This is a genomic window from Mesorhizobium sp. RIZ17 (assembly GCF_051127865.1).
GTDB classification, from domain to species: Bacteria; Pseudomonadota; Alphaproteobacteria; order Rhizobiales; family Rhizobiaceae; genus Mesorhizobium; species Mesorhizobium humile.
Genome location: NZ_CP147861.1, coordinates 2,665,238 through 2,689,926, shown reverse-complemented (window position 1 = coordinate 2,689,926; position 24,689 = coordinate 2,665,238). Strand labels below are relative to the sequence as shown.

At 63.9% G+C, this 24,689-nt stretch carries 24 protein-coding genes and 1 pseudogene; 12 read left to right on the top strand and 13 right to left on the bottom strand.

The genetic code is table 11. The features are described from left to right. Positions 1 to 14: 14 nt before the first annotated feature. The 5 genes from recF to WDX12_RS13115 are packed head-to-tail and all read left to right on the top strand — an operon-like array spanning position 15 to position 4,115. Positions 15 to 1,175 (top strand): DNA replication/repair protein RecF, encoded by a 1,161-nt coding sequence (gene recF / locus WDX12_RS13135; RefSeq protein ID WP_434725149.1) that lies wholly within the window; start codon positions 15 to 17, stop codon positions 1,173 to 1,175. Positions 1,176 to 1,206: 31 nt separating this feature from the next. After that, entirely contained in the window at positions 1,207 to 1,962 is a 756-nt protein-coding gene (locus tag WDX12_RS13130) for a molybdopterin-synthase adenylyltransferase MoeB (protein WP_320297723.1), read from the top strand. Positions 1,963 to 1,966: 4 nt separating this feature from the next. Then, entirely contained in the window at positions 1,967 to 2,455 is a 489-nt protein-coding gene (locus WDX12_RS13125) for a GNAT family N-acetyltransferase (RefSeq protein WP_434725148.1), read from the top strand. Further along, positions 2,452 to 3,705, top strand: coding sequence for an aconitase X (locus WDX12_RS13120; protein ID WP_434725147.1), 1,254 nt, complete (start codon positions 2,452 to 2,454; stop codon positions 3,703 to 3,705). The genes WDX12_RS13125 and WDX12_RS13120 overlap by 4 nt, the downstream gene beginning before the upstream one ends. Next, complete coding sequence (locus tag WDX12_RS13115) at positions 3,702 to 4,115, top strand: aconitase X swivel domain-containing protein (RefSeq protein ID WP_434725146.1); 414 nt, start codon at positions 3,702 to 3,704, stop codon at positions 4,113 to 4,115. Before WDX12_RS13120 ends, WDX12_RS13115 begins: the two co-directional genes overlap by 4 nt. Positions 4,116 to 4,119: 4 nt before the next feature. Here the strand turns inward: WDX12_RS13115 and WDX12_RS13110 are convergent, their stop codons facing one another. Then, positions 4,120 to 5,121: a 2-hydroxyacid dehydrogenase gene (locus WDX12_RS13110; RefSeq protein ID WP_112100053.1), complete on the bottom strand. Its 1,002-nt coding sequence runs from the start codon at positions 5,119 to 5,121 to the stop codon at positions 4,120 to 4,122. Positions 5,122 to 5,391: 270 nt separating this feature from the next. Between WDX12_RS13110 and WDX12_RS13105 the strand changes: the two genes are divergently transcribed. Then, positions 5,392 to 5,949 carry an SH3 domain-containing protein gene (locus WDX12_RS13105; RefSeq protein WP_320297727.1) on the top strand — a complete coding sequence of 186 codons (558 nt, stop codon included), beginning with the start codon at positions 5,392 to 5,394 and terminating at the stop codon, positions 5,947 to 5,949. Between the two features lie 23 nt (positions 5,950 to 5,972). On the opposite strand, the pseudogene WDX12_RS13100 reads toward WDX12_RS13105, so the two are convergent. Both WDX12_RS13100 and WDX12_RS13095 read right to left on the bottom strand, forming a co-directional pair. Then, a pseudogene (locus WDX12_RS13100) lies at positions 5,973 to 6,105 on the bottom strand (transposase); the annotation flags it as partial. A 79-nt stretch (positions 6,106 to 6,184) separates the two neighbouring features. Continuing rightward, positions 6,185 to 6,871, bottom strand: a complete 687-nt coding sequence (locus WDX12_RS13095; RefSeq protein ID WP_320297728.1) for a TetR/AcrR family transcriptional regulator — start codon at positions 6,869 to 6,871, stop codon at positions 6,185 to 6,187. Positions 6,872 to 7,000: 129 nt separating this feature from the next. On the opposite strand from WDX12_RS13095, the gene WDX12_RS13090 reads away from it, so the two are divergent. Next, complete coding sequence (locus tag WDX12_RS13090; protein ID WP_434725145.1) at positions 7,001 to 7,894, top strand: NAD(P)/FAD-dependent oxidoreductase; 894 nt, start codon at positions 7,001 to 7,003, stop codon at positions 7,892 to 7,894. A 77-nt stretch (positions 7,895 to 7,971) separates the two neighbouring features. Beyond that, a complete protein-coding gene (locus tag WDX12_RS13085; protein WP_434725144.1) occupies positions 7,972 to 8,787 on the top strand; it encodes an oxidoreductase in 816 nt (271 codons plus the stop codon). A gap of 133 nt (positions 8,788 to 8,920) precedes the next feature. Here the strand turns inward: WDX12_RS13085 and WDX12_RS13080 are convergent, their stop codons facing one another. Both WDX12_RS13080 and irrA read right to left on the bottom strand, forming a co-directional pair. Beyond that, complete coding sequence (locus tag WDX12_RS13080; protein WP_434725143.1) at positions 8,921 to 9,301, bottom strand: DUF4260 domain-containing protein; 381 nt, start codon at positions 9,299 to 9,301, stop codon at positions 8,921 to 8,923. 10 nt (positions 9,302 to 9,311) lie between these two features. Further along, positions 9,312 to 9,743 carry an iron response transcriptional regulator IrrA gene (gene irrA, locus WDX12_RS13075; RefSeq protein ID WP_434725142.1) on the bottom strand — a complete coding sequence of 144 codons (432 nt, stop codon included), beginning with the start codon at positions 9,741 to 9,743 and terminating at the stop codon, positions 9,312 to 9,314. Positions 9,744 to 9,989: 246 nt separating this feature from the next. On the opposite strand from irrA, the gene fabA reads away from it, so the two are divergent. From fabA to WDX12_RS13055, 4 genes are all read left to right on the top strand, one after another. Then, positions 9,990 to 10,505 carry a 3-hydroxyacyl-[acyl-carrier-protein] dehydratase FabA gene (gene fabA, locus WDX12_RS13070; protein WP_149790431.1) on the top strand — a complete coding sequence of 172 codons (516 nt, stop codon included), beginning with the start codon at positions 9,990 to 9,992 and terminating at the stop codon, positions 10,503 to 10,505. 116 nt (positions 10,506 to 10,621) lie between these two features. Continuing rightward, on the top strand, positions 10,622 to 11,842 hold the full coding sequence (gene fabB / locus WDX12_RS13065) for a beta-ketoacyl-ACP synthase I (protein WP_320297733.1): 1,221 nt from the start codon (positions 10,622 to 10,624) through the stop codon (positions 11,840 to 11,842). A gap of 31 nt (positions 11,843 to 11,873) precedes the next feature. Beyond that, the gene (fabI, locus tag WDX12_RS13060; protein WP_095765954.1) at positions 11,874 to 12,686 is read left to right on the top strand and encodes an enoyl-ACP reductase FabI; all 813 of its coding nucleotides are present in this window, start codon (positions 11,874 to 11,876) and stop codon (positions 12,684 to 12,686) included. 102 nt (positions 12,687 to 12,788) lie between these two features. Next, positions 12,789 to 14,342: a putative bifunctional diguanylate cyclase/phosphodiesterase gene (locus WDX12_RS13055; RefSeq protein ID WP_320297734.1), complete on the top strand. Its 1,554-nt coding sequence runs from the start codon at positions 12,789 to 12,791 to the stop codon at positions 14,340 to 14,342. A gap of 8 nt (positions 14,343 to 14,350) precedes the next feature. On the opposite strand, the gene WDX12_RS13050 is transcribed toward WDX12_RS13055, so the two are convergent. The 8 genes from WDX12_RS13050 to WDX12_RS13015 all read right to left on the bottom strand — a co-directional run bounded on the left by WDX12_RS13050 (position 14,351) and on the right by WDX12_RS13015 (position 24,677). Then, complete coding sequence (locus WDX12_RS13050; RefSeq protein ID WP_434725141.1) at positions 14,351 to 15,358, bottom strand: class I SAM-dependent methyltransferase; 1,008 nt, start codon at positions 15,356 to 15,358, stop codon at positions 14,351 to 14,353. 71 nt (positions 15,359 to 15,429) lie between these two features. Continuing rightward, on the bottom strand, positions 15,430 to 17,580 hold the full coding sequence (gene pnp, locus WDX12_RS13045) for a polyribonucleotide nucleotidyltransferase (RefSeq protein ID WP_320297736.1): 2,151 nt from the start codon (positions 17,578 to 17,580) through the stop codon (positions 15,430 to 15,432). A gap of 379 nt (positions 17,581 to 17,959) precedes the next feature. Further along, positions 17,960 to 18,229: a 30S ribosomal protein S15 gene (rpsO, locus tag WDX12_RS13040; protein WP_027165894.1), complete on the bottom strand. Its 270-nt coding sequence runs from the start codon at positions 18,227 to 18,229 to the stop codon at positions 17,960 to 17,962. A 293-nt stretch (positions 18,230 to 18,522) separates the two neighbouring features. Then, positions 18,523 to 19,617: a magnesium/cobalt transporter CorA gene (gene corA / locus WDX12_RS13035; RefSeq protein ID WP_320297737.1), complete on the bottom strand. Its 1,095-nt coding sequence runs from the start codon at positions 19,615 to 19,617 to the stop codon at positions 18,523 to 18,525. Positions 19,618 to 19,946: 329 nt separating this feature from the next. Next, the gene (truB, locus tag WDX12_RS13030) at positions 19,947 to 20,906 is read right to left on the bottom strand and encodes a tRNA pseudouridine(55) synthase TruB (RefSeq protein ID WP_434725140.1); all 960 of its coding nucleotides are present in this window, start codon (positions 20,904 to 20,906) and stop codon (positions 19,947 to 19,949) included. Further along, a complete protein-coding gene (rbfA, locus tag WDX12_RS13025; RefSeq protein ID WP_320297739.1) occupies positions 20,907 to 21,323 on the bottom strand; it encodes a 30S ribosome-binding factor RbfA in 417 nt (138 codons plus the stop codon). It lies immediately after the preceding gene. A 124-nt stretch (positions 21,324 to 21,447) separates the two neighbouring features. Next, complete coding sequence (gene infB, locus WDX12_RS13020) at positions 21,448 to 24,030, bottom strand: translation initiation factor IF-2 (protein WP_434725139.1); 2,583 nt, start codon at positions 24,028 to 24,030, stop codon at positions 21,448 to 21,450. Continuing rightward, complete coding sequence (locus WDX12_RS13015) at positions 24,027 to 24,677, bottom strand: RNA-binding protein (protein ID WP_434725138.1); 651 nt, start codon at positions 24,675 to 24,677, stop codon at positions 24,027 to 24,029. Before WDX12_RS13015 ends, infB begins: the two co-directional genes overlap by 4 nt. Positions 24,678 to 24,689 lie beyond the last annotated feature (12 nt).

Genomic DNA, 24,689 nt, shown 5'->3' with positions numbered 1-24,689 from the left:
TCTGATATGTCACCGTGACCGCGGATGCGAAACAGCTTCGGCAGCAAAGCTATCTAAGTAAGCTAACGCTTACTAACTTCCGCAACTACGCGGCGCTGTCGCTCGGGCTCGCACCCGGCGCCGTGGTGCTGTCGGGTGACAATGGAGCGGGCAAGACCAATCTCCTGGAAGCGATCTCGTTGCTGACGCCGGGCCGTGGCTTGCGCCGCGCGCCCTATGCGGATGTGGCGCGCGAAGGCGGCGACGGCGGCTTCGCCTTGCATGCGCGCATCGAGGGGCCGGAAGGCCAGGTCGAGATCGGCACCGGGATTTCCGGGGGCGAGGCCGCCGGCGAAGGCGGCAGGAAGGTGCGGATCAACGGCGCGCCGGCGCGATCGGCGGAGGACATGCTGGAATGGCTGCGGGTCGTGTGGCTGACGCCGGCGATGGACGGGCTGTTCCCCGGTCCGGCGGCGGACCGCCGCCGCTTCCTCGACCGGCTGGTGCTGGCGATCGACCCAGGCCACGGCCAGCGCGCGCTTGACTATGAAAAGGCGATGCGCGGCCGTAACCGCCTGCTTACCGAAGGTTCGCGTGACGGCGCCTGGTTCGATGCGATCGAGACGCAGATGGCCGAGACCGGAGTGGCGATCGCCGCGGCGCGGGCCGAGCTGGTGCGGCTGCTCGCCGCCATGATCGACAGGTTGCCCGGCAGCGGGCCGTTTCCGCAAGCCGACATCAGCCTCGCCGGTGACCTGGAAAGCGAGGTCGCCGCCGCGCCGGCCGTCGATGTCGAGGAGCGCTACCGCCGCGCGCTTGCCAATGGCCGCGAGCGCGACCGTGCCGCCGGCCGCACGCTGGATGGCCCGCATCGTTCCGATCTCGTGGTGCGGCACCGGCCGAAGTCGATGCCGGCCGAGCTCTGTTCGACCGGCGAGCAGAAGGCGCTGCTGGTCGGCATCGTGCTGTCGCATGCCAGGCTGACCGGCGAGATGTCGGGGCTGACGCCGATCCTCCTCCTGGACGAGATCGCCGCGCATCTCGACGCGGGCCGGCGCGCGGCGCTGTTCTCCATCCTGGAGGAGCTGAACTGCCAGGCCTTCATGACGGGCACGGATGCCGCGCTGTTTTCCAGCCTCGAGGGCCGGGCGCAGTTCCTGACGGTCGATCACGGCAGCGTCGGACCGACCGGCTGACAACGCCTTGTGCCAGCGATAAGGTCCTGCCATGACCAATGCCGCGCTGACCGACGAAGAGCTCGAACGCTACGCCCGCCACATCGTGCTGCCCGAGATCGGCGGCCCGGGCCAGCAGAAGCTGAAACGGGCGCGGGTGCTGGTGATCGGCGCCGGGGGACTCGGCGCGCCTGTGCTCGAATATCTTGCCGCGGCCGGCGTCGGCACGCTCGGCATCGTCGATGACGACACGGTCTCGCTGTCCAACCTGCAGCGGCAGGTGATCCATGGGACAGACACGATCGGCATGGCCAAGACCGACAGCGCACGGGAAGCGATCATGCGCATCAACCCCAACGTCGCGGTGGAATCGCATCTCCTGAGGCTGACGGAAGCGAACGCCCCTGCCCTCGTCGCGCGCTACGACATCGTCGTCGACGGCTCCGACAATTTCGAAACCCGTTACGCGGTCGCCGATGCCTGCGCCGGCGAGAAGAAACCCCTCGTGACCGCCGCCGTCGGGCGCTTCGACGGCTCCGTGACGGTGCTGAAGCCTTTCGAGACGGGAGCCGACGGCAAGCGCAATCCGGGCTATCGCGACCTGTTCCCCGAAGCGCCGCCCGAAGGGCTGGTGCCGTCCTGCGCCGTTGCCGGTATCGTCGGCGCGCTGACGGGCGTCATCGGCACGCTGGAGGCGATGGAGGCGATCAAGCTGATTACCGGCATGGGCGAGCCGCTCATCGGCCGGCTGCTGCTCTATGATGGGCTCACGGCCCGCTTCGACACCATCCGCTACAAGGCCGTGTGAGCGCATGGACCAGAGCGTCGGCATCTCCATAGTTCTCCTTGCCGCGGACTTCGACCGCTGGGACGACTTGCTCGCGCTGATCCGGCGCGCCTTTGCCTATATGAACGGTGTCATCGACCCGCCGTCATCGGCGCATCTGTTGACCGCCGACAGCCTTGGCGAGAAGGCAAAGCGGGAGACGGCGTTCCTGGCTGTGGGGAACGGCCGGATCGTCGGCTGCGTGTTCGCGCTGGAGAGGGCACGGGATTTCTACGTCGGCAAGCTCGCGGTCGAGCCAGGGTTCCAGGGCCAAGGCATCGGAACCCGGCTGATGCGGGCTGCGGAAGATCTTGCCCGCGAACGCGGCAAGGATGCGATCGAGCTCCAGACCCGCATCGAACTGACCGCAAACCATGCAGCCTTCGCCCGGCTCGGATTTCGCGAGACCGAGCGCACGGCGCATGCGGGCTATGACAGGCCGACCTCCATCACCATGCGCAAGGTGCTGTCTTGAGCCTTTCACTCAGCCCGGAAGAGCAGGCGATCGCCGCCGGCCGGGAGGGCGTGGCAATTGCGATGCGCATCCTCGCCGAAAGCGCTCGCCTGCTCGGCGCGCCGCGTCTCATCCCGATCGCTTCCACCCATATCGACGGCGCACTCTACCATGGCGATTCCGGCACGTTGTTTGCCGAGAGGCTGGTCGAAGGCGGCGCGAGGGTCGCGGTGCGCTCGACGCTCAATGTCGGGGCGCTCGACCTCATGGGCTGCTCGCGAATTCGCCTCGAGGAGCCGCAACGCGGCATGGCTCGGCGGATGATGGAGGCCTATCGCAAGCTCGGCTGCGAGCAGAGCTGGACCTGCGCGCCCTATCAGGCCGGACACAGGCCGGCGCTCGGCAGCGACGTGGCCTGGGGCGAGTCCAACGCGGTCGTCTTCTGCAACTCGGTCCTCGGCGCGCGCACCAACCGCTACGGCGATTTTCTCGACATCGCCTGCGCGATTGTCGGCCGCGCGCCGGACTATGGCCTGCATCGGCCCGAAAACCGCCGTGCGAGGCTTGTCTTCGATGTCTCGGGTCTGTCGCCATCCTTCCTCGCTTCGGAGATCGCGTGGCCGGTGCTGGGCAGCCTCTATGGCCGCGAGGTCGGCAATGCGATCGGTGTCGTCACCGGCGTGACCAGTCATCCCGGCGAGGACGCGTTGAAGGCCTTCGGCGCGGCGGCCGCGTCGTCGGGCGCGGTCGGCCTGTTCCATATTGCCGGCGTGACGCCCGAGGCACCCGACGTCGAAACCATCCTGGCCGGGCCGGAACCGGAAGCGATGATCCGCGTGACGCCCGACATGGTGGCCAAGGCGCGCGCCGGCCTGTCGACCGCTGCCGCCGCCAAAACCATCGACGCGGTGGCGATCGGCAGCCCGCATCTGTCCAACGCCGAGTTCGACAGCCTGGAGCGGCTGATCGCAGGACGCAGGCTCGCGGTGCCGATCTATGCCTGCACCGGCCGCCACGCGCTCGCCTTGCTGGAGCTGGACGGCCGGCGAAAGAGGCTCGAGGCCAGCGGCGTCGTCATCGTCGCCGATACATGCGTGGTTGTGACACCGATCATGCCGGACCTCGGCAATGGGGTGTTGATGACCAATTCGGGCAAGTTCGCGCATTACGCGCCAGGCAACACCGGCTATGCGGTGCTCTACGCCTCGCTCGCCGACTGCGTCGAAAGCGCGGTCCTCGGCAGGCCGGTCTTCACGGAGATCGCCGCATGAGCGCGACTGGCGAAATCCTGGTGCCGGGCAGAGCGGGCGAAGGCGAGGCGCTGGTGCTGACGGGGCCGATCAGCTTCTGGGGCGGCGTCGACCCCAAGACTGGCCGCATCGCCGATGTCCGCCACCCGCAGCATGGCGAAGTCATTGCCGGCCGGGTGCTGTTCCTGCCAGGCACGATCGGCTCGTCATCCGCTTCGGCGGTGCTGATGGAGCTCGTCCATAACGGCCGCGCGCCGGCCGCCCTGGTGCTGCACGAGCCGGACGCCATCCTGCTGCTCGGCCTGATCGTCGCCCGGGAAATGGGCTGGGAGACGCCCATGGCGGTGCGGCTCGAACGCGGCGCGTTCAATACCTACCGCGGAGCCGTCGTGACGGTCACTTCGGACGGCGCAGTGACCGGCACCGTTTAAACCTTCAGGTTCTCAGCGGCAGGACGCGGTCCGGCGGGCGATGGCCGTCGAAGAAGGCGCGGATGTTGATGATCACCTTCTCGCCCATGTCGATGCGGCCTTCGAGCGTGGCCGAGCCCATATGCGGCAAAAGCACCACCTTGCCCTTGGCGGCAAGTTTCAAAAGCTTGGCGTTCAGCGCCGGCTCGTGCTCGTAGACGTCGAGGCCGGCGCCGGCGATCTTGCCGTCATGGATGAGCTTGATCAGCGATTCCTCGTCGATGATGTCGCCGCGAGCGGTGTTGACGATATAGGCGGAAGGCTGCATCAGCGCGAGGCGACGACCGGACAACAGGTGGAAGGTCGCCGGCGTCGACGGGCAGTTGACCGAGATGATGTCCATGCGGGCCAGCATCTGGTCGAGGCTTTCCCAGTAAGTCGCCTCCAGTTCCTCTTCCACCGCCGGCAGCACGCGGTGCCGATTGTGGTAGTGGATCGACAGGCCAAAGGCCTTGGCCCGCCTTGCGACCGCCGTGCCGATGCGGCCCATGCCAACGATGCCGAGACGTTTGCCCCAGATGCGCCGGCCGAGCATCCAGGTCGGCGACCAGCCGGCCCATTTCTTCTCGCCCGTCAGCACGTTGGCGCCCTCGGCCAGCCGGCGCGGCACGGCGAGCATCAAGGCCATGGTCATGTCGGCGGTGTCTTCGGTGAGCACGTTCGGCGTGTTGGTGACGGTAATGCCTTTCTTGGCGGCGGCCGCGACGTCGATCTTGTCGACGCCATTGCCGAAATTCGCGATCAGCTTGAGATTTTCGCCGGCCTGGGCGATCAGCGCGGCATCGATATGGTCGGTGATGGTGGGGACCAGCACATCGGCTTCCTTGACCGCCGCAACCAGCTCCGGCTGCGTCATTGGCCGGTCCTCGACATTCAGCCTTGCGTCGAACAGTTCGCGCATGCGCGTTTCGACCGGGTCGGGCAGCTTGCGCGTGATGACGACGAGGGGCCGTTTTTTGCCTGCCATTTTATCCCCGAAGCTTCCTGGATCAGGATGACGTTTCGTTGAATCGTCATCCTGATCCTACTCTTTTTTGGAGCATGATCTTTTCCGAAAACCGGTTCCCACTTTTCGGGATCATGCTCTCGAATCCGATCTCGTTGAGACCTCTTTAACCAAGACCGGCGAAACTTGTAGCCAGTCGCGGCATCAGCTCACTCCTGTAACAAGCAGTGCCGCCGAAGACAAAGAAAAAGGGGCGCCCGTCCCGACGGACCGGCGCCGAAAGGAACGAAAGTGTCTGGTTTCGCGTCGCTTCGCCTGGCCTTCAGCGCAGCCCTTCTTGGCGCCCTCATCTGCGCGCCGCAGGCGTTCGCACAGAGCGCGGCCGCGCCGGCGCAGACCATAACGCTTGGCCCAAGCGGCCTGCCGCTGCCGCGTTTCGTCAGCCTGAAACCGGCCCGGGTCAACTCGCGCGTCGGCCCCGGCGCCAACTATTCCGTCAACTGGATGTATCTGAAGGCCGGCCTGCCGATGGAAATCATCCAGGAATTCGACACCTGGCGCCGCGTGCGCGATGCCGACGGCTCGGAAGGCTGGATCAACCAGTCGCTGCTCTCCGGCCGCCGCACCGCCATCGTCGCGCCCTGGCAGCGCGGCAAGGGCGGGCGAATCAACCTGCTCTACGAGCCCGACAAGGATGCCGGCGTCGTCGCCATCATCGAGCCGGGCGTGATCGGCGCGATCAAGAAATGCGACGGCCAATGGTGCGAGATGACCTTCGACGGCCACACCGGCTGGATGGCCCAGTCGCAGGTGTGGGGCGCTTACCCCGGCGAGAAGTTCAAGAACTAGGACGCTGACTCATTAAGGCGCAGTCATAGCCTGATCGACGAGAGTCGAACGAATGCTAGGTAATTGGCAGTGAGCCTGTCGTAGCGTGTTCGCCACCCGACGACATTGTTTGATCCTGTTGAAGAACCGCTCGACCTGGTTGCGAGCGCGATAGAGACAGGACCGTGCGCCGACTCCTCAATTTTCCTGATCTGCTGGCCTGCTTTGACCTGCTGCCGACTCGGTCACGCACGATTCAAATTTTGCTTTTTGACCTGGAGGCAGGCGAATATCCTCCCGCGTGGTCGTTGCCACCGTGCGCGGCGATAAACATGGCGACGGCCGACCGACAATAGGATTCGATTTCGTTGTCGTCCTCTGCTCTGGGCTCATCGAAGCGTGCGATAATCAGGAGATCGGATCCTTTGAAAAGCGCGGCAAACAAGCGGGCGGACCGGAGAGGATCGGGCACGTTCAGAACCGCCATCGCATGCAACTGACGCAACAGGGCCTCGACTTGGGCGATGATATGGGCGGGACCGGCTTCGTAATGGAGCTTGCTCAACGACTTTTGACTCGTCATGTCGGCCATGACCATCGCTTCGACATTGCGGACGTCCGGGCGCAACAGCGTGCGAAGCAGTGATGACCCCACCGCCATGAGCTGATCTTCGGCCGAACCCTCGACGCCTTCAAAAAGGGCCTGTGGTATTAACTGCTGGCAGCGGGCTGCAAACGCCGCGCCAAACAGCGCCTCTTTGTTCTCGAAGTGCCGATAGATGCTGAGCTTGGATATCTTCGCTCGCTGGGCGACCTTGTCCAATGTCGTCGCTTGAAAACCCAGTTCGGCAAAAAGTTCGCCCGCGGTGTCGACGATCGTTTGTCCAAGCGCCTCGTTGGCGGGCCGGCCGCGCCGGGCCCGAGTGTTTTTCTCGGTTACCACAATTCAAGTCCTTGACAGTATCCTAATTCTCGAATTACGATACCACGCAGTTCCTAAAATATGCAAGCCAATGGATAGGCTTCAGCACCAGCCGCCCCCCCCTCCATCCACAACACGGAGCTTATCACCATGGATGACGTCATCATCATCGGCGGCAGCTTTGCCGGTCTCGCCGCCGCCCTGCAGCTTGGCCGTGCCCGCCGCAAGGTCACTGTTCTTGATACCGGCCTGCCGCGCAATCGCTTCGCCGGCCGCTCGCATGGTCTGCTCGGCCACGATCACAAGCCACCGCTGGACATCCTGGCCGAGGCGCGGCGGCAGCTGGCGCGTTATCCCGCGATCAGGCTGGTCAATGCCCGGGTCGACGGCATCTCCGGCGGCATCGACGATTTTTCCGTTCTCAGTGACAATGGCGAAAGCCTTGGGGCGCGGCGGCTGATCCTGAGCTATGGGATTACCGACCAGATGCCTGATGTGCCGGGCTTCGCCGAAGGCTGGGGCACGTCCATCGTGCCCTGTCCCTATTGCGACGGCTTTGAAGTCGCTGGCCAGCATTGGGGTCTCGTCTGGTCCGGCCCGCAGTCGCACAACCAGGTCAGGCTGTTCCACGATTGGACCGACAGATTGACGGTCTTCGCCGATGGTTACGACATTCCACCCGATATCCAGGCCGATCTGGAGCGTCGCAACACACCTCTCGTCGACGGCCGGATCACTGAAATCGCCCGTCACGGGGGGCATGGCGCCACCGTCAAGCTTGATACCGGCCCCGATGTCGCTGTCGACATCCTGTTCGCGCATCCGCGCAACAAGCCATCTGCAAGCCTGCATGAATCGCTGGGTCTCGCCACGCTCGATACACCTCTCGGCATCGTCCTCAAGGTCGACGAGCGCCGTGAAACCAGCATGCCCGGCATCTATGCCGCAGGGGACCTCACCAACCCCCTCATACCCTCGGTCACCACGGCATCATGGCAAGGCGCGATGGCGGGCATCTTCGCCCAGCAGTCGATGCTGACTTGAGAGCAGAGTTTCTCGAGTCCCAATTGGCCAAGCCCAGCGGCGGTGCTCCAATCTAAGCAAGAAGGGAAGTGACCCTCATGAATAGGACCAGTCCTGGCGTCGCCCTGGTGACCGGCGCATCCTCCGGCATCGGTCTCGCCACCGCCAAAGCCTTGCGGAATGCGGGCTTTCGAGTGTTCGGAACCAGCCGCCGCGCCGCGACGGAGAGATCCGACGGTATTACTATGCTGACCTGTGACATTACCGACGACGAGTCCGTGGCGAAACTGGTCGATCGCGTCCTTGCCGAGGCCGGCCGCATCGACCTGCTCGTTAACAACGCCGGCATGGGCCTTCTCGGCGCCGCGGAGGAGTCCTCGACGGTTCAGGCGCAGGCGCTTTTCGACGTGAACGTCTTCGGCGTCTTTCGCGTGACCAATGCGGTGTTGCCGACAATGCGACGCCAAGGAAAGGGTAGAATTGTTAATTTGAGCTCGGTGCAGGGGTTCATCCCGGGTCCCTTTTTCGCGCTTTATTCGTCGACCAAACATGCCGTTGAAGGCTATTCCGAATCGCTCGACCATGAACTGCGCCCGTTCGGAATTCGCGTATCGTTGGTCGAGCCCGCCTATACCCGCACGTCCTTCGAAGAGAACCTCGCGAAGCCGGACCAGTTCCTGGATATCTATGACACGGCGCGCGCAGCCATGAACGGAGCGGTACGGAAGGAGATGGAGAAAGGCGATGCGCCCGAAGTGGTAGCCCAGACCGTATTGGCGGCTGCGACCGATCCGGCTCCGAAGAGGCGCTATACGGCTGGGAAAACGGCGCGTCAGATCAGTTTCCTGCGCCGTTTCGTCCCCGCGTCCGCATTCGACAAGAGTCTACGAAAGCGGTTCGGACTGCCCGTCTGATGCAAGGTCACCCGGCTTTCGTTTCGCAGCCGGAGGGAGAGCCTTAGTTAGGAGCGCATGGGTTTATGGGTACACGGCCTAGGGCCTGCCGATATTCAGGTGATGCCGGCCTGACCTGAATCTCGACACACCTCTAGCCGGTCGCGCCGCTGCGGTCGCGGCCAATGCGGCCGAGATGCGTATCCTGAAAACCGGTGGACAGCTTGAGGCCGTAGCCGAGGGCACGGTCGACGGCGATGTGCGCTATCCAGATAAGCGCCACCGCGGTCGTGAGCGGGCCGGCGAGCAACGCGCCAGCGAGCAGAAGGACCAGCGGGGCAATCAGGATATGCAAGGCGTTATAGGTGACGGCGCCGAGGCGCGGCCCGGCGAGGTAGCCCAGCATCGACAGGTCCGGCGCCAGGATAAACAGCGCAAACAACCACCAGGAAAAGTGGGCCATTGCGTAGCAAACGATGGCCAAGGCGGCGACGGTGACCCATTCAAACCGGACGATCAGGTCGACGGGCCGCATCGCCACAGGATTAGTTGCCGCGTTTCGCGCGCAGCCTCACGACGATGTCGACATTGGCGATCTCCATGCCTTCCGGCGGCGCCGGCAGGTTGGAGACGGTCACCGGTCCGCTCTCGATGTCGAAAATACGGTTCTCGCCCTCGACATAGAAGTGATGATGGTCGGAGGTGTTGGTGTCGAAATAGGTTTTCGAGCCTTCGACCGCCAGGATGCGCAACAGACCGGCCTGGGTGAATTGGTGGAGCGCGTTGTAGACCGTCGCCAGCGAAACCGGCACGCCGGCGGCAATCGCCTCTTCGTGCAGTTCTTCGGCAGACAGGTGGCGGTCGCCCTTGGCGAACAGCAGGTCGGCCAGCGCGATGCGCTGGCGGGTCGGCCTCAGGCCGGCTTCGCGAACCCGCTTGTCCACAGCGACATTTTCCTTCCGGTAGCCCGAATCCATCTTCGCGTCGAAGCTTTGTTGCCCAGCCCATCAACAGGTCCAGCATGGCAAAAAGACGTCAAAAGCCAAAACCGGACATCAGCCGACATATATTCTGTAGTCCGAATGCGATCAATAGCGCGCATTGACCCGGGCAGGCGCACGGGTTAAGCGCAAACGCCGGTTTCCGGCCGCAAACAGAGTGTGTTAGGAAACCAACGACAAGGGCGCCCTGCCGCCCGCGAAGAACACGGGGACAGAAATTTGATGGCGGGTCAAAAGTCCAGCTACGATTACGAGGAACTGCTCGCCTGCGCCCGCGGCGACCTGTTCGGGCCGGGCAATGCCCAGCTACCCTACCCACCGATGCTGATGTTCGACCGCATCACCGAGATCAGCGAGACCGGCGGCGCCTTCGACAAGGGCTTCATCCGCGCCGAATTCGACATCAAGCCGGACCTGTGGTTCTTCGCCTGCCACTTCATCGGCAACCCGATCATGCCGGGCTGCCTCGGCCTCGACGCCATGTGGCAGCTGACCGGTTTCTATCTCGGCTGGCTGGGCGAGCCCGGCAAGGGCATGGCCCTGTCGACCGGCGAGGTGAAGTTCAAGGGCATGGTGACGCCATCGGTGAAGAAGGTCGAATACGGCGTCGACTTCAAGCGCGTGATGCGCGGCCGTTTGGTGCTCGGCATCGCCGATGGCTGGCTCAAGGCGGATGGCGAACCCATATACGCGGCGACGGATCTGAAGGTCGGCCTGTCCAAGCAGTCGGCCGCCTGACCGTTTTTCGCCACGGCGTCCGCGTAGCCAATGGACGCCAAGTCAGTTTATTTGCGTAGGATCAAGGGCGAAAACCGGCTAGGTTTTTCGCCCGAATACGCCGGAAGGAGTTGCGAATGAGACGGGTCGTAGTGACAGGGCTCGGCATTGTGTCGTCGATCGGCAACAATGCCAACGAGGTGCAGAGCTCGCTTTACGATGCCAAATCGGGCATCAGCTTTTCCAATTCCTTCGCCGAACACGGCTTCCGCTGCCAGGTCTGGGGCGCGCCGACGCTCGATCCGACCCCGATGATCGACCGCCGCGCCATGCGCTTCCTGAGCCAGGGCGCTGCCTGGAACCACGTCGCCATGGACCAGGCGATCGCCGATGCCGGCTTAGGCGAAAGCGACGTCACCAATGAGCGGACCGGCATCGTGATGGGTTCCGGCGGGCCTTCGACCCGCACCATCGTCGAAGCGGCAGAAACCACGATCAAGAACAACAGCCCCAAGCGCATCGGCCCGTTCGCCGTGCCGAAAGCCATGTCGTCGACGGCGTCGGCCACCCTGGCCACATGGTTCAAGATCCACGGCGTCAATTATTCGATCTCGTCGGCCTGCTCGACCTCCGCGCATTGCATAGGCAATGCCTATGAACTCATCCAATGGGGCAAGCAGGACGTGATGTTTGCCGGCGGCCACGAGGACCTCGACTGGACCATGTCGGACCTGTTCGACGCCATGGGCGCAATGTCGTCGAAATTCAACGACAATGCCTCGGCCGCCTCGCGCGCCTATGACGTCAACCGCGACGGCTTCGTCATCGCCGGCGGCGCCGGCGTGCTGGTGCTGGAGGAGCTGGAACACGCCAAGGCGCGCGGCGCCAAGATCTATGCCGAGATCGTCGGCTACGGCGCTACTTCCGACGGCTACGACATGGTTGCGCCTTCGGGCGAAGGCGCGATGCGCTGCATGCGCCAGGCGCTTGCCACGGTGTCTTCGCCGGTCGACTACATCAACACCCACGGCACTTCGACGCCGGTCGGCGATTCCAGGGAAATGGGCGCCATTCGCGAGGTGTTCGGCGACAAGATGCCCTATATCACCTCGACCAAGTCGCTTACCGGCCATTCGCTGGGGGCGGCCGGCGTGCAGGAATCGATCTATTCGATCCTGATGATGCAGGGCGGCTTCATCGGCGAGAGCGCCCATATCGAGGAGCTCGATCCGGAATTCGAGGGCATGCCGATCGTGCGCAAGCGTATCGACAACGCCAAGATCGACACCGTGCTCTCCAACTCCTTCGGTTTCGGCGGCACCAACGCAACGCTGATTTTCCAGCGCTATTCCGCATAAACGCCAGCATTTTTCATAAGGATTGCCAGGCATGGAAGGGTTGATGAAGGGCAAGCGCGGGCTTGTCATGGGTGTCGCCAACGACCATTCGATTGCCTGGGGCATCGCCAAAAAGCTGTCGGAACACGGGGCGGAGCTCGCTTTCACCTACCAGGGCGACGCCTTCGGGCGGCGAGTCAAGCCGCTTGCCGAGAAGGTGGGGGCCTCGCTGATCGTGCCCTGCGATGTCGAGGACAGCGCCTCGGTCACCGCGACCTTCGAGACCCTCGGCAAGGCCTGGGGCGGGCTGGATTTCGTGGTGCACGCCATCGGCTTTTCGGACAAGAACGAGCTGAAGGGCCTTTACGCCGACACCAGCCGCGACAATTTCGTGCGCACCATGGTGATCTCCTGCTATTCCTTCACCGAGATCGCCCGCAACGCCGCCGCGCTGATGGGCAATGGCGGCTCGATGATCACGCTCACCTATGCCGGCTCGGTCAGGGTGATGCCGAACTACAACGTCATGGGCGTCGCCAAGGCCGGGCTGGAAGCCAGCGTGCGCTACCTTGCCAACGACTACGGCCCGCGCGGCATCAGGGTGAACGGCATCTCGGCGGGGCCGGTGCGGACGCTGGCCGGCTCGGGCGTGTCCGACGCCCGCCACATGTTCTCCTACCAGCAGCGCAATTCGCCTTTGCGGCGGACCGTGACCATCGACGAAGTCGGCGGCTCGGCACTTTACCTGCTCTCCGATCTGTCGTCGGGCGTGACCGGTGAAATCCACTATGTCGATTCCGGCTATCACATCGTTTCGATGCCGGCACTGGAGGAACTGAAGCAGAACGACGGCACGCGCGAATAGTTTGCAGTCGCGATAGTAGCGCTCCAGTAAAATTGGATGCATTGGCGGAAACTCATTTTAAGGAGATATCCGCTATAAGGCCCCGTAATCTAGGGACAATGCATGCCTGCAGTCAGCAATCCCAAACGGACTCCGCTGTTCCGGCTGATCACCATCGCCAGCTCGGGCATGGGCAGTTTCATCCTTGGACTATGGGGGCTGCGGTTCGGCTTCGGCGACGGCATGGCCGGTATGCCGGCCGAAACGATGGCCGGCGTCATCGCCGCGCTCTGCGCCTTGGCCGCCGGCGGTGCGGCGCTGTCGTTCTTCGCGGGCGTCGATGAATCGGTGGCCTATGTCGTCAAGGAAACCCATTTCGACAAGCTGACCGGCCTTTTGTCGCGCCAGGCCATGGTTGGCAAGATAGCCGAGGCCGCCTCCGGGACGATCCGAACCGGCGAGCCGGTGTTCCTGATCGACATCGATATCGACCGCTTCAAGCAGATCAACGACGCCATCGGCTACAGCCAGGGTGACGAACTGATCCGCGCCTTCACCAGCAGGTTGAAAGAGAACATGCCGAAGAACGCGGTGATCGGGCGCATCGGCGCCGGCGAATTCAGCGTGCTTTTGCCGGATCGCGACATCAGGGGTTCGATCGAGCGGCTCATCGAGAAGCTCATCAACGAGATGATGGAGCCCTATCCGCTGCAGAGCCATCTGCAATCGGTCAGCCTGTCGGTCGGCATCGTGGCGATGCCGAAGGACGGCGTCGACCCGGTGCTCATCCTGCGCCGTTCGAACCTGGCGCTGCAGAACGCGCGCGCCAGCGGCGTCGGCAACTGGTCTGTCTTCCACGCCGACATGGGCCGGGTGGCGGACTACCGGCAGTGGATCGAATCCGAGCTGAAGACCGCCTTCGACCGCGGCGATTTCAGTCTTCACTATCAGCCGCAGCTCAACCTGCCGAGCGGCCGCATCGTCGGCTATGAGGCGCTGATCCGCTGGAAGCATCCGGAGCGCGGCATGATCCCGCCGATGGAATTCATCCCGATCGCCGAGGAAACCGGCATGATCAATCCGATCGGCGAGTGGGTGCTGCGCAAGGCCTGCAGCGACGCCCGCTACCTGCCGGAGGACTGCTTCGTCGCCGTCAACATCTCGCCGGTCCAGTTCATGACCAGGGATTTCGTCGGCATCGTGCGGGAAGTGATGGCATCGACCGGCATCAAGCCGTCCCGGCTGGAGCTCGAGGTCACCGAAACGGCGATGATGCAGGACCGCGACCGCGCCGCAGCGATCCTGGAGCAGCTTGCCGAGATGGGCATCTCCGTGGCCGTCGACGATTTCGGCACGGGCTATTCCAATTTGAGCTACCTGATCGATTTCTCCTTCGGCAAGCTGAAGATCGACCGTTCCTTCGTCAGCCGCATCGACACCGACTCCAGCTCCGGCGCGATCGTTTCGACCATTGTCGGCCTGTCACGGGCGCTGGGCGTCGGCATCATCGCCGAAGGCGTGGAGACCGAGAACCAGGCCACCCTGCTCCGAGCGGCCGGCTGCGAGGTGGTGCAGGGCTATCTGTTCGGCCGGCCGGCGCCGCTCAAGGTCGAACTCGGCGAAGCGCGGCCCGCCTTCGGCAGGAACGAGCCCGCCCGCATCGTCAGCATTCAATAGAACAAGCTTTAGCGGCGTGCCGAAAACACCTTGAACATGCCGTCACGGGCCAACTCGGCATGGCTAGCGAAAGCGGCAGCCAATACCTCTTCGTAAGGAAGCTGGCGGTTGGCGACCATGAACAGGCGCCCGCCCGGCTTCAGCGCCTTCGACGCGGCACGGATCATGCCGACGCCAATTTCTGGCTCGGCGGCGCGGCTGCGGTGGAAGGGCGGGTTCATGACGATTGCGTCGTAGCGCCGTTCGACCGCCTCGGTGAGCAGATCGATCCAGAAGAAGCGGGGCTCGATGGCGCCATGGACGTTCAGCCTGGCTGCCTCCAGGGCCTCGAAATCGGCTTCGTAGAGATCAAGGGCAACGAGGCCCTGCGAGCGCTGCAGAACGTCGGCCGCCAGATAGCCCCAGCCGGCGCAGAAGTCGGCGATGCTGCCCCTGAGGTCGCCGGGCAGGCTTGCGGCAAGCAATTTTGAACCGGCGTCGACACGATCAAAGGAAAACATGCCGGGCTTGGTCTTGAAGCCGCCTTCAACGACAAGATCGGGATTGCCGGCGCGCAGCGTCGCAGCCGCCTCCGTGCCGGTCCGGCGGAACCAGAAGGCAACGCCGTGATGCTTCGGCAGATGGCCTTCGAGCGGCGCCAGCGCGTCGATCCGCTTGCGCAGGCTGTCGATACCGTCCTCCTTGCCACCCGCGACCGCGATCAGCCCGCCTGGCACGGTGCGTTCTATCGCCTCGGCGATGCGCAACTCATTTTGTCCACGATGACGGCCCGCAAGCACCAACGCCATGTCGAAGCCGGCACCCTCAGAGCGCGGCGTGACGGCGTAGCCTGACGCCCGCAGCGTTCGAAAATGCGGCCGAAAGCCTTGCACGATATGCAGCGCCGCCTCGAAGCCGGCAGGCAAGCGGAAGCCGGGCTCGGCGCCGAGAAACAGGACGCGAGCATCCTTTCGCGGCAGAGGCAGCGCCTCGGCCGCGAACGGGTAGAAAAGCGTCTTCAGCGGCTCGGCGGCCATTCGCATAGTCCTTCAAACAAAACGGGCGCGACCTTGCGGCGCGCCCGTCATGGATTACCCGTTCAGGTCTATCAGGCGGCGTCTTCCTCGCCGTCCGACTTCTTCTTGTCCTGGGCGATTTCCTTGCCGGTCGCCTGGTCGACGACCTTCATCGACAGGCGAACCTTGCCGCGCTCGTCGAAGCCCATCAGCTTGACCCAAACCTTGTCGCCTTCCTTGACGACGTCGGAGGTCTTGGCGACGCGCTCATTGGCGAGCTGCGAGATGTGGACGAGACCGTCGCGCGGACCGAAGAAGTTGACAAACGCGCCGAAGTCGGCCGTCTTGACGACGGTGCCTTCATAGATCTCGCCGACTTCCGGCTCGGCGACGATGGTGTGGATCCACTTCTTCGCCGCCTCGATCTCCTTGGCGTTGGCCGAAGCGATCTTGACCGTACCGTCGTCCTCGATGTTGATCTTGGCGCCGGTCTTCTCGACGATCTCGCGGATCACCTTGCCGCCCGAGCCGATGACGTCGCGGATCTTGTCGGTCGGAATATGCATGACCTCGATGCGCGGCGCGAACTCGCCGAGCTCGGCACGGGCGCCGGAGAGCGCATGCGCCATCTCGCCCAGGATATGCAGGCGGCCGTCCTTGGCCTGGGCAAGCGCGATGCCCATGATCTCCTCGGTGATGCCGTCGATCTTGATGTCCATCTGCAGCGAGGTGACGCCGTTGGCGGTGCCGGCGACCTTGAAGTCCATGTCGCCGAGATGGTCCTCGTCACCGAGGATGTCGGAGAGCACCGCGAAGCGCTCGCCTTCCTTGATCAGGCCCATGGCGATGCCGGCAACCGGCTTTGCCAGCGGCACGCCGGCATCCATCAGCGCCAGCGAGGTGCCGCAGACGGTCGCCATCGAGGACGAGCCGTTGGACTCGGTGATCTCCGAAACGACGCGCAGCGTGTAGGGGAACTGGTCCGCGCTCGGCAGCATCGGGCGGATGGCGCGCCAGGCGAGCTTGCCGTGACCGATCTCGCGGCGGCCGGGCGAGCCCATGCGGCCGGTCTCACCCACCGAGTAGGGCGGGAAGTTGTAGTGAAGGAGGAACTTCTCCTTGTACATGCCGGTCAGCGAATCGACATACTGCTCGTCCTCGCCGGTGCCGAGCGTGGCAACGACCAGCGCCTGGGTTTCGCCGCGGGTGAACAGCGCCGAACCATGGGTGCGCGCCAGGACGCCGACTTCGGAGACGATCTTGCGGACCGTCTTCAGGTCGCGGCCATCGATGCGCGAGCCGGTGTCGAGGATGTTCCAGCGCACGACCTTGGCCTGGAGCTCCTTGAACACCGAGCCGATCTGCTCGGAGGTGTATTTGGCCTCTTCGCCTTCGGCCGGCGCGAACGCGGCCTTGACCTTCGCCTTGACGGCGTCGACGGCGGCGTAGCGCTTCTGCTTGTCGGTGATCTTGTAGGCCTCGCGGAGCTCGTCGCCGACGATCTTCAGCATCTCGGCTTCGAGCGCGGAATAATCCGGCGCGGTGAAGTCGCGCGGCTCCTTGGCGGCGACCTCGGCCAGCTTGATGATCGCCTCGATCACCGGCTGGAAGCTCTTGTGGCCGAACACGACGGCGCCGAGCATCAGGTCCTCGGAGAGTTCCTTGGCCTCGGATTCGACCATCAGCACGGCGTCGGCGGTGCCGGCGACGACGAGGTCGAGCTTGGATTCCTGCATTTCGTCGATATGCGGGTTGAGCACATATTCGCCGTTGATGTAGCCGACGCGGGCGCCGCCGATCGGGCCCATGAAGGGCACGCCCGAAAGCGTGAGCGCGGCGGAGGTGGCGACGATCGACAGGATGTCCGGATCGTTCTCGAGATCATGCTGGACGACGGTGACGACGATCTGGGTGTCGTTCTTGTAGCCGTCGGCGAAAAGCGGGCGGATCGGACGGTCGATCAGGCGGGAAACCAGCGTTTCCTTTTCGCTCGGACGGCCCTCGCGCTTGAAGTAGCCGCCCGGGATCTTGCCGGCGGCGTAGGTCTTTTCCTGGTAGTTGACGGTCAGCGGGAAGAAATCGAGGCCGGGCTTCGGCTCCTTCATCGAGACGACGGTGGCGAGAACGACGGTCTCGCCATAGGTGGCAAGCACCGCGCCGTCAGCCTGGCGTGCGATCTTGCCCGTTTCGAGGATGAGCGGACGGCCGCCCCATTCGATTTCCACTTTGTGTTGATTGAACATGTCTTGTCCTTCGTATGCGGAAAGGGCCGCGCCGTCTCACGGTTCGCGGATGTCCCTTCCCTGGCTTCCTTGTCGGGCAGCCACGGGCAAGACAACGGGAAGCTCGATAAGTCCGGCCTCAGCCGAGCGAGCATCCTGCAATCCTGCCCCATGACCGTCCATGGGGCGGTTCCGAATGGCCCTCTGCGCGTCCGGAACCGTGTTTGGCCGACTGATCGGCCGGCTTTGCGCATGACGCCGGAAACGGCTGTTTCCGGAACGCGCCCTGCGCGAATGCGAATTTCAGGAGCGCGTCACGCTCCGGCATTATCGCACCGGACCATCCGATGCGCCAATGTGCGACCGGCGGGCCCCCTTCGAGAGCCCGCCGGTCAATTCGTCAGCGACGGAGACCGAGCTTGTCGATCAGCGTCTGATAGCGCGCGTCATCCTTGCGCTTGAGATAGTCAAGCAGGCTGCGGCGCTGCGAGACCAGAGCAAGCAGACCACGGCGGGAATGGTTATCCTTCTTGTGGTCCTTGAAGTGCTCGGTCAGGTTCTTGATGCGCTCGGAAAGGATGGCAACCTGGACTTCCGGAGATCCGGTATCGCCCTTGGCGGTCGCGAATTCAGTCATCAATTCCTTCTTGCGATCGGCAGTGATCGACATCGTGTTTTTCCTTATCTGTTGGAGGAAACGGGACGCCCACAGCCGGGATGTCGTCCAGCAGAGGCCAGTGCAAGCGACGCGTCAGGGCGCGAAGCTGCGGCGCATATAGTGCAATTCCGGAAAAAACGCCAGCCCAAATGTCAAGCCGGCTTGTCGCAGGTCTTGCCGTGAAAACAAAGGGTTCAGCGGCTAAAGCGCGTCGCGCTGAACCGGATTCAGGCGACGCGCTTTAAGTCTTTGTTTTGATGCATGTCGTTGTCCCAGAACCGCTGCACACTTCCGGGCGACATGCATTAGAGCCACTTCTTCCATTTGAAGAAGAGGATCAGCCCGACAGCGACAACCGCCATGAACAGAATTGCCGCCGGATAACCGTAATAGGCTTTCAGCTCCGGCATGTTCCAGGGCGAGCTTCCCGGATCGAAATTCATCCCCCAGACGCCGACCAGAAAGGTCAGCGGCATGAAGATCACCGAGACGATCGTCAGATAGGAAATGACATCGTTGGTGCGGGCCTGGGTCAGCGAGACATGCATCTCGATCAGGCCGGTGAGCATGTCGCGCTGGTTCTCGACCAGCTCGATCAGGCGCAGCGAATGATCGAGCGTGTCGTTGAAGAAGATCTTGGTCTCCGCCTTCACGAAGGTCACGTCGTTGCGGATCAACGTCGCCAACGTATCACGCATCGGCCACAGCACGCCCTTCAGCACGCCGGCGTCGCGCCGCAATTCATGCAGCTGCCGCATCTGATCCTTGTGCGGCTTGTTCAGCATCTCGTCCTCGATGCCGTCGACCAATTCGCTCGCCGCCTCAATCGGCGGGAAATAGCTGTCGACGATGGCATCGATCAGCGCATAGGCGAGATAGTCGGCGCCGCGCGAGCGAAGGCGGTTGGGCATCGCGCTGGCGATGCGCTTGCGCACCGGATCGAACGGGTCGCCCTCGCGCTCCTGGAAGGTGACGACGAAATTGCCGCCGAAGAACAGCGCGATCTGCTCGTAGCGGTGCGAGGTGACATCGTCGATCATGCGCATAACGACGAAGGCATGATCCTCGAAGAAATCCACTTTGGGCCGCTGTCCGGTGTTGACGACATCCTCCAGCGCCAGCGGATGCAAATTGAAGATGCGGCCGATCTCCTCGATCAGCGGGATGTTGGCAAGCCCCGTGCAGTCCAGCCAGACGACGGGCCATTTCTCGCAATGGGCGTTGAGATCGTCGATCGAGGCATTGTCGATGGTCTTGTATTTTTGCGGCGAGATCAGTGTCAGCCGAAGCTCGCTGCGCCGCGCCGCCGGATCGGCGATAAGCGTGCCGGGCGACGCCCCGACCGGTGGCCTGCGGGTTTTCAGCGATGCCCGCTTCTTGCCTGCATCAGCCTTGGCCATGAGATATCCTCGGGACTCAGCGTTCGGCCGAGATTAGAGCAATTCCAAGAAAAGTGCGCAGCGGTTTTCCGTCCGGAATTGTGTAAATAACAACCACTTAAGCGCGTCGCGCTGAAACGGATTCAGTCGACGCGCTTCAAGTCTTTGTGTTGATGCATGTCGTTCTCCCAAACCGCTGCGCACTTTTGGGCGACATGCACCAGGGCGTTTCGACGTTTCACGGCGAAACGCCCTATCTCTTTGTTTTGACGCAATTCCGGGCGGAAAGTTACGGCGGAGGCGCCGAACCTGACCGCTCACATTTGTCCTGGAATTGCTCCAGACGGGATTCACCCGACAAAGACCCGCTTGGGCTTGAACATGCCCTGCTCGATGGCGCCGATGGCGACGAGCTTGCCGCGGGCGGTGGCGCAGGCCTCCTCAGCCTCGACCGGCGCATCGCGGCCGCGAATGATGACGGGATTGCCGAGCCGGATCTTCGTCGCCGCATCGTCGCTGACCGCAACCTGCGGCAGGCAGTCGAGCGCCGCCGCCGTTTCGACCAGCAGCGCGTCGATGGCGCTGAAATCGATCGGCGCCTCGGCTTCGTCCGTATTCGGCTCCTCCTTGTCGCCAAAGCGGGCCGCTTCCAGCTCGGCAACCGTGACGAAATCCTCCGGGGTGAACGGCTCGACCTCGACGCGGCGCAATTCGGCTATATGGCCGAAGCAACCGAGGTCGCGACCCATGTCGCGGGCCAGCGAGCGCACATAGGTGCCCTTGCCGCATTCGATCTCGAAGACGGTCTTGTCGGCACCGTGCTCGACGATGTCGAGGCGGCCGATCTCGATCTCGCGCGCCGGGATATCGACCGTCTCGCCTTCACGGGCAAGATCATAGGCACGCTCGCCGGCGATCTTGATGGCCGAGAATTGCGGCGGCGTCTGCATGATGACGCCGGTGTATTTCGGCAAGAGCGCCCTCACCTCCGCCTCGGCCGGGCGCCGGTCGGAGCTGTTGGTCACGGGGCCTTCGAGGTCGTCGGTCGAGCGCTCCTCGCCCCAGGCGACGGTGAAGCGGTAAACCTTGGCGCCGTCCTGCACATAAGGAACGGTCTTGGTCGCCTCGCCGAGCGCGATCGGCAGCATGCCGGAGGCCAGCGGATCGAGCGTGCCGGCATGGCCGGCCTTCTCTGCCTGGAACAGCCATTTGATCTTGGAGACCGCTTCGGTCGAACCCATGCCGACTGGCTTGTCCAGCACCACCCAACCGGAAACCGGCCGGCCCTTCTTCTTGCCGCGACGCGCCACCTATTCCTCGTCCTTGTCGTTGTTCTTGCCGTCGCCGAGATCGCGCGCGACTTCGGGCGATTTCAGCAGTTCGTTGATCTTCGCGAAATTGTCGAAGGACGTATCGAGCCGGAAGCGAAACTCCGGCATGTACTTCATCTGCCTGAGCGCGCCGGAAACACGGCCGCGGATGAACTTCGCATGCTTGTTGAGCGCCTCGACCACAGCGCCATCGTCGCCCGCGCCGAGCGGCGAGACGAAGGCGGTGGCGATCTTGAGGTCGGGCGACATGCGCACCTCGGAAACCGAAACGACGCAGTTCTCGATCACCGGATCGATGATCTCGCCGCGCTGCAAGGTCTCGGACAGAGCATGGCGCACCTGCTCGCCGACGCGCAGCATGCGCTGCGAAGGGCCTGATGTGGTCGAACGGGGCATTTTTTCTGGGTCCTGAAATCGTGAAGCGCGGGATGGGACCACGCCACATGTCTCAACATGCGTAAGGGGTCTGGGCGGCAGCCTTTCGGCCGCCGCCCGTTATTATCCGGCAAGTATAGCTGAATTAGAGCGTTCTGGTTACCATCTCGATGCGGAAGCACTCGATGACGTCGCCGACGCGCATGTCCTCGTAGTTCTGGAAGGCCATGCCGCACTCCTGGCCGCCCGGCACTTCCGCAACCTCGTCCTTGAAGCGCTTCAGCGTCTTCAGCGTGCCTTCGTGGATCACGACGTTGTCGCGGATCAGGCGCACGCCCGCGCCACGCTCGACCTTGCCTTCGGTGACACGGCAGCCGGCGATCTTGCCGACCTTCGAGATATCGAAGATCTCGAGGATCTCGGCATTGCCGATGAAGGTCTCGCGCCGCTCCGGCGAAAGCATGCCGGAAAGTGCCGCCTTCACGTCATCGACGAGATTGTAGATGATCGAGTAGTAGCGGATCTCGATACCGGCAGCGGCCGCGGCCGCACGCGCCTGCGCATTGGCGCGGACGTTGAAGCCGATGATCGCCGCTCCGGACGTCTCGGCGAGCGAAACATCGCTTTCGGTGATGCCGCCGGCACCGGCATGGACGATGCGCGCACGCACCTCGTCATTGCCGAGCTTTTCAAGGGCGGCATTGATCGCCTCGATCGAACCCTGCACGTCGCCCTTGATGACCAGCGGGAATTCCTTCAGCCCGCTCGTCTGCAACTGCGACATCATCTGCTCAAGCGAGCCGCGCTGGCCGGCATGCCTGGCCACAGCCTTGTCGCGCGCCAGGCGCTGGCGGTATTCGGTGATCTCGCGGGCGCGCGCCTCGTTGTTGACGACGGCGAAACGGTCGCCGGCCTGCGGCGTGCCCTGGAGGCCAAGCACCTCGACCGGCATCGCCGGCGGCGCTTCCGGCACATGCTCGCCGCGATCGTTGACGAGCGCGCGCACACGGCCCCACTCGTTGCCGGCGACGATGATGTCGCCCGGCATCAGCGTGCCGGTCTGCACCAGCACGGTGGCGACAGGCCCGCGTCCCTTGTCCAACTGCGCCTCGATGACCGCGCCTTCGGCGGTGCGATCGGGATTGGCCTTGAGGTCGAGGACTTCGGCCTGCAGCAGGATCGCTTCCAGCAGCTTGTCGAGATTGGTGCCCTTGGTCGCCGAAACCTCGACGTCCAGCACCTCACCGCCCATCGATTCCACGAACACTTCGTGGCGCAGCAGTTCGGTCCGCACCTTCTGCGGGTCGGCGTCACGCTTGTCGATCTTGTTGATGGCCACGATGATCGGCACGCCGGCCGCCTTGGCGTGACTTATCGATTCGATCGTCTGCGGCATCACGCTGTCGTCGGCCGCCACCACCAGCACGGCAATGTCGGTGACCTGCGCGCCACGGGCGCGCATGGCCGTGAAGGCGGCGTGGCCGGGCGTGTCGATGAAGGTGATCTTCTGACCGTTCTTCTCGATCTGGTAGGCACCGATATGCTGGGTGATGCCGCCGGCCTCGCCGGAGACGACATTGGCGTTGCGGATGGCGTCGAGCAGCGAGGTCTTGCCGTGATCGACATGGCCCATGATGGTCACGACCGGCGGACGCGACACAAGGTCTTCCGCGCGGTCGGCGATGTTGAACAGGCCTTCCTCGATGTCGGACTCGGCGACGCGGCGGACCGTGTGGCCGAATTCAGAGGCGACCAGCTCGGCCGTGTCGGCGTCGATGACGTCGCCCGGCTTCAGGATCTGGCCCTGCTTCATGAAGAACTTGACCACGTCCACGGCGCGCTCGGACATGCGCTGCGCCAGTTCCTGGATGGTGATGGTTTCGGGCAGGATCACTTCGCGCATGACTTTCTCGCGCGGCTCGTTATGCATCGCGCGTTTGAATTTTTCCTGGCGGCGACGCATCGACGACAGCGAGCGGGCGCGCGCGTCGTCATCCGACAGCGCCGAGTTCAGCGTCAGCTTACCGCGGCGGCGATCTTCCTCGCCCTTGGTCGGCTTGGCCGGCCGCGCCACTTCCGGCGTCGCAAGACGGCGCGGCGGCGCACTCGCACCGGCACCGGTACCTGTACGCCGCGGCTTGGCCTCCTCCTCGTCGTCAGCCGTGGCGACATCCGCCGCCAGCGGCGCGCGGCGGCGAGCCTCTTCCTCGGCGCGCCGGCGGGCCTCGGCCTCCGTCTGCAGGCGTGCCTCCTCCTCGGCCTGACGGCGCGCGGATTCGTCACGCTCGCGCTTGCGGCGTTCTTCTTCCTCGGCGCGGCGCTTGGCATCTTCCTGAGCGCGCTGGCGATCCTCGGCCTCGCGGACCTTGGAACCTTCCAGCGCCTTGCGACGCGCTTCCATCTCGCCGCGCGAGAGTTCGTTCAGGACCATGCCGGAACGCTCCGGCGGCGGGGGCGGCGCCTTGGGCGCTTCCTGCACGACAGGCGCGGCGGCAACAGGGGCGGCAGCGGCGGGCTTCGGCGTGAAGACGGACGCAGCCACCGGCTCCGGCTTGTCGCCAGGCATCGAGAACTTGCGCTTCTTGATCTCGACCTGGACCTGCTTGGTGCGGCCATGCGAGAAATTCTGGCGCACGGTACCCTGCTCGGTACCGGGACGCTTCAGCGTCAAGGTCTTCTTCGGCGTCACGCTCAACGTCTTGTCGTCGCCCGATTTCGTATCGCTCATTCCATATCCTCTGCGGCATCATCTTCGTCAGCAACGGCCGCAAGCATTGCCAGATCGTTCGGGGTACCGCCCCGATATCGGTCGAGCGCAACAACGCGCTTCTCAACCGCCAGTCCCGCGTCCTGCGCGAGGACGGCAGCATGTATCACATTTGTACCCCCCAATGCCAAGCTCAACTCGGCCTCGGGGAAAAGTTTGTAGGCAAGGATGGCGGGGCCGCCGAGATGGACGGTTGCCCGCCGCGCCTGACTGATCTTGCGGACACCGTCGTTCGAAGCCTCGGTGGCGTGCAGCACCAGCAGCGCCTGACCGTCGCGCACCGCGCCCTCGACCTTGGCGGCGCCAAGAACGACGGCGCCGGCCTTGCGAGCAAGGCCAAGCATGCCCAGAGCGGATCTGGAGAGCAGCCCGTCGACCATGCCGCCGATATCGGCGGGAACGGTCACCTGCGCCTTGAAAGCACGGGCAAACAGGTTCTTGGCCGCTGCCTTCTCGATATGTAGGCGATCGGCGGTGACCCAGCAACCGCGGCCGGGCAGATTTCTCTTGATGTCCGGAACGACGGCCGAATCCGGGCCGACGACGAAGCGGATCAGCTCATCCGCTTCGGCCTGCCTGCGCGTAACGATGCAAGTGCGATCGTTCATCTCGTCCTGGGG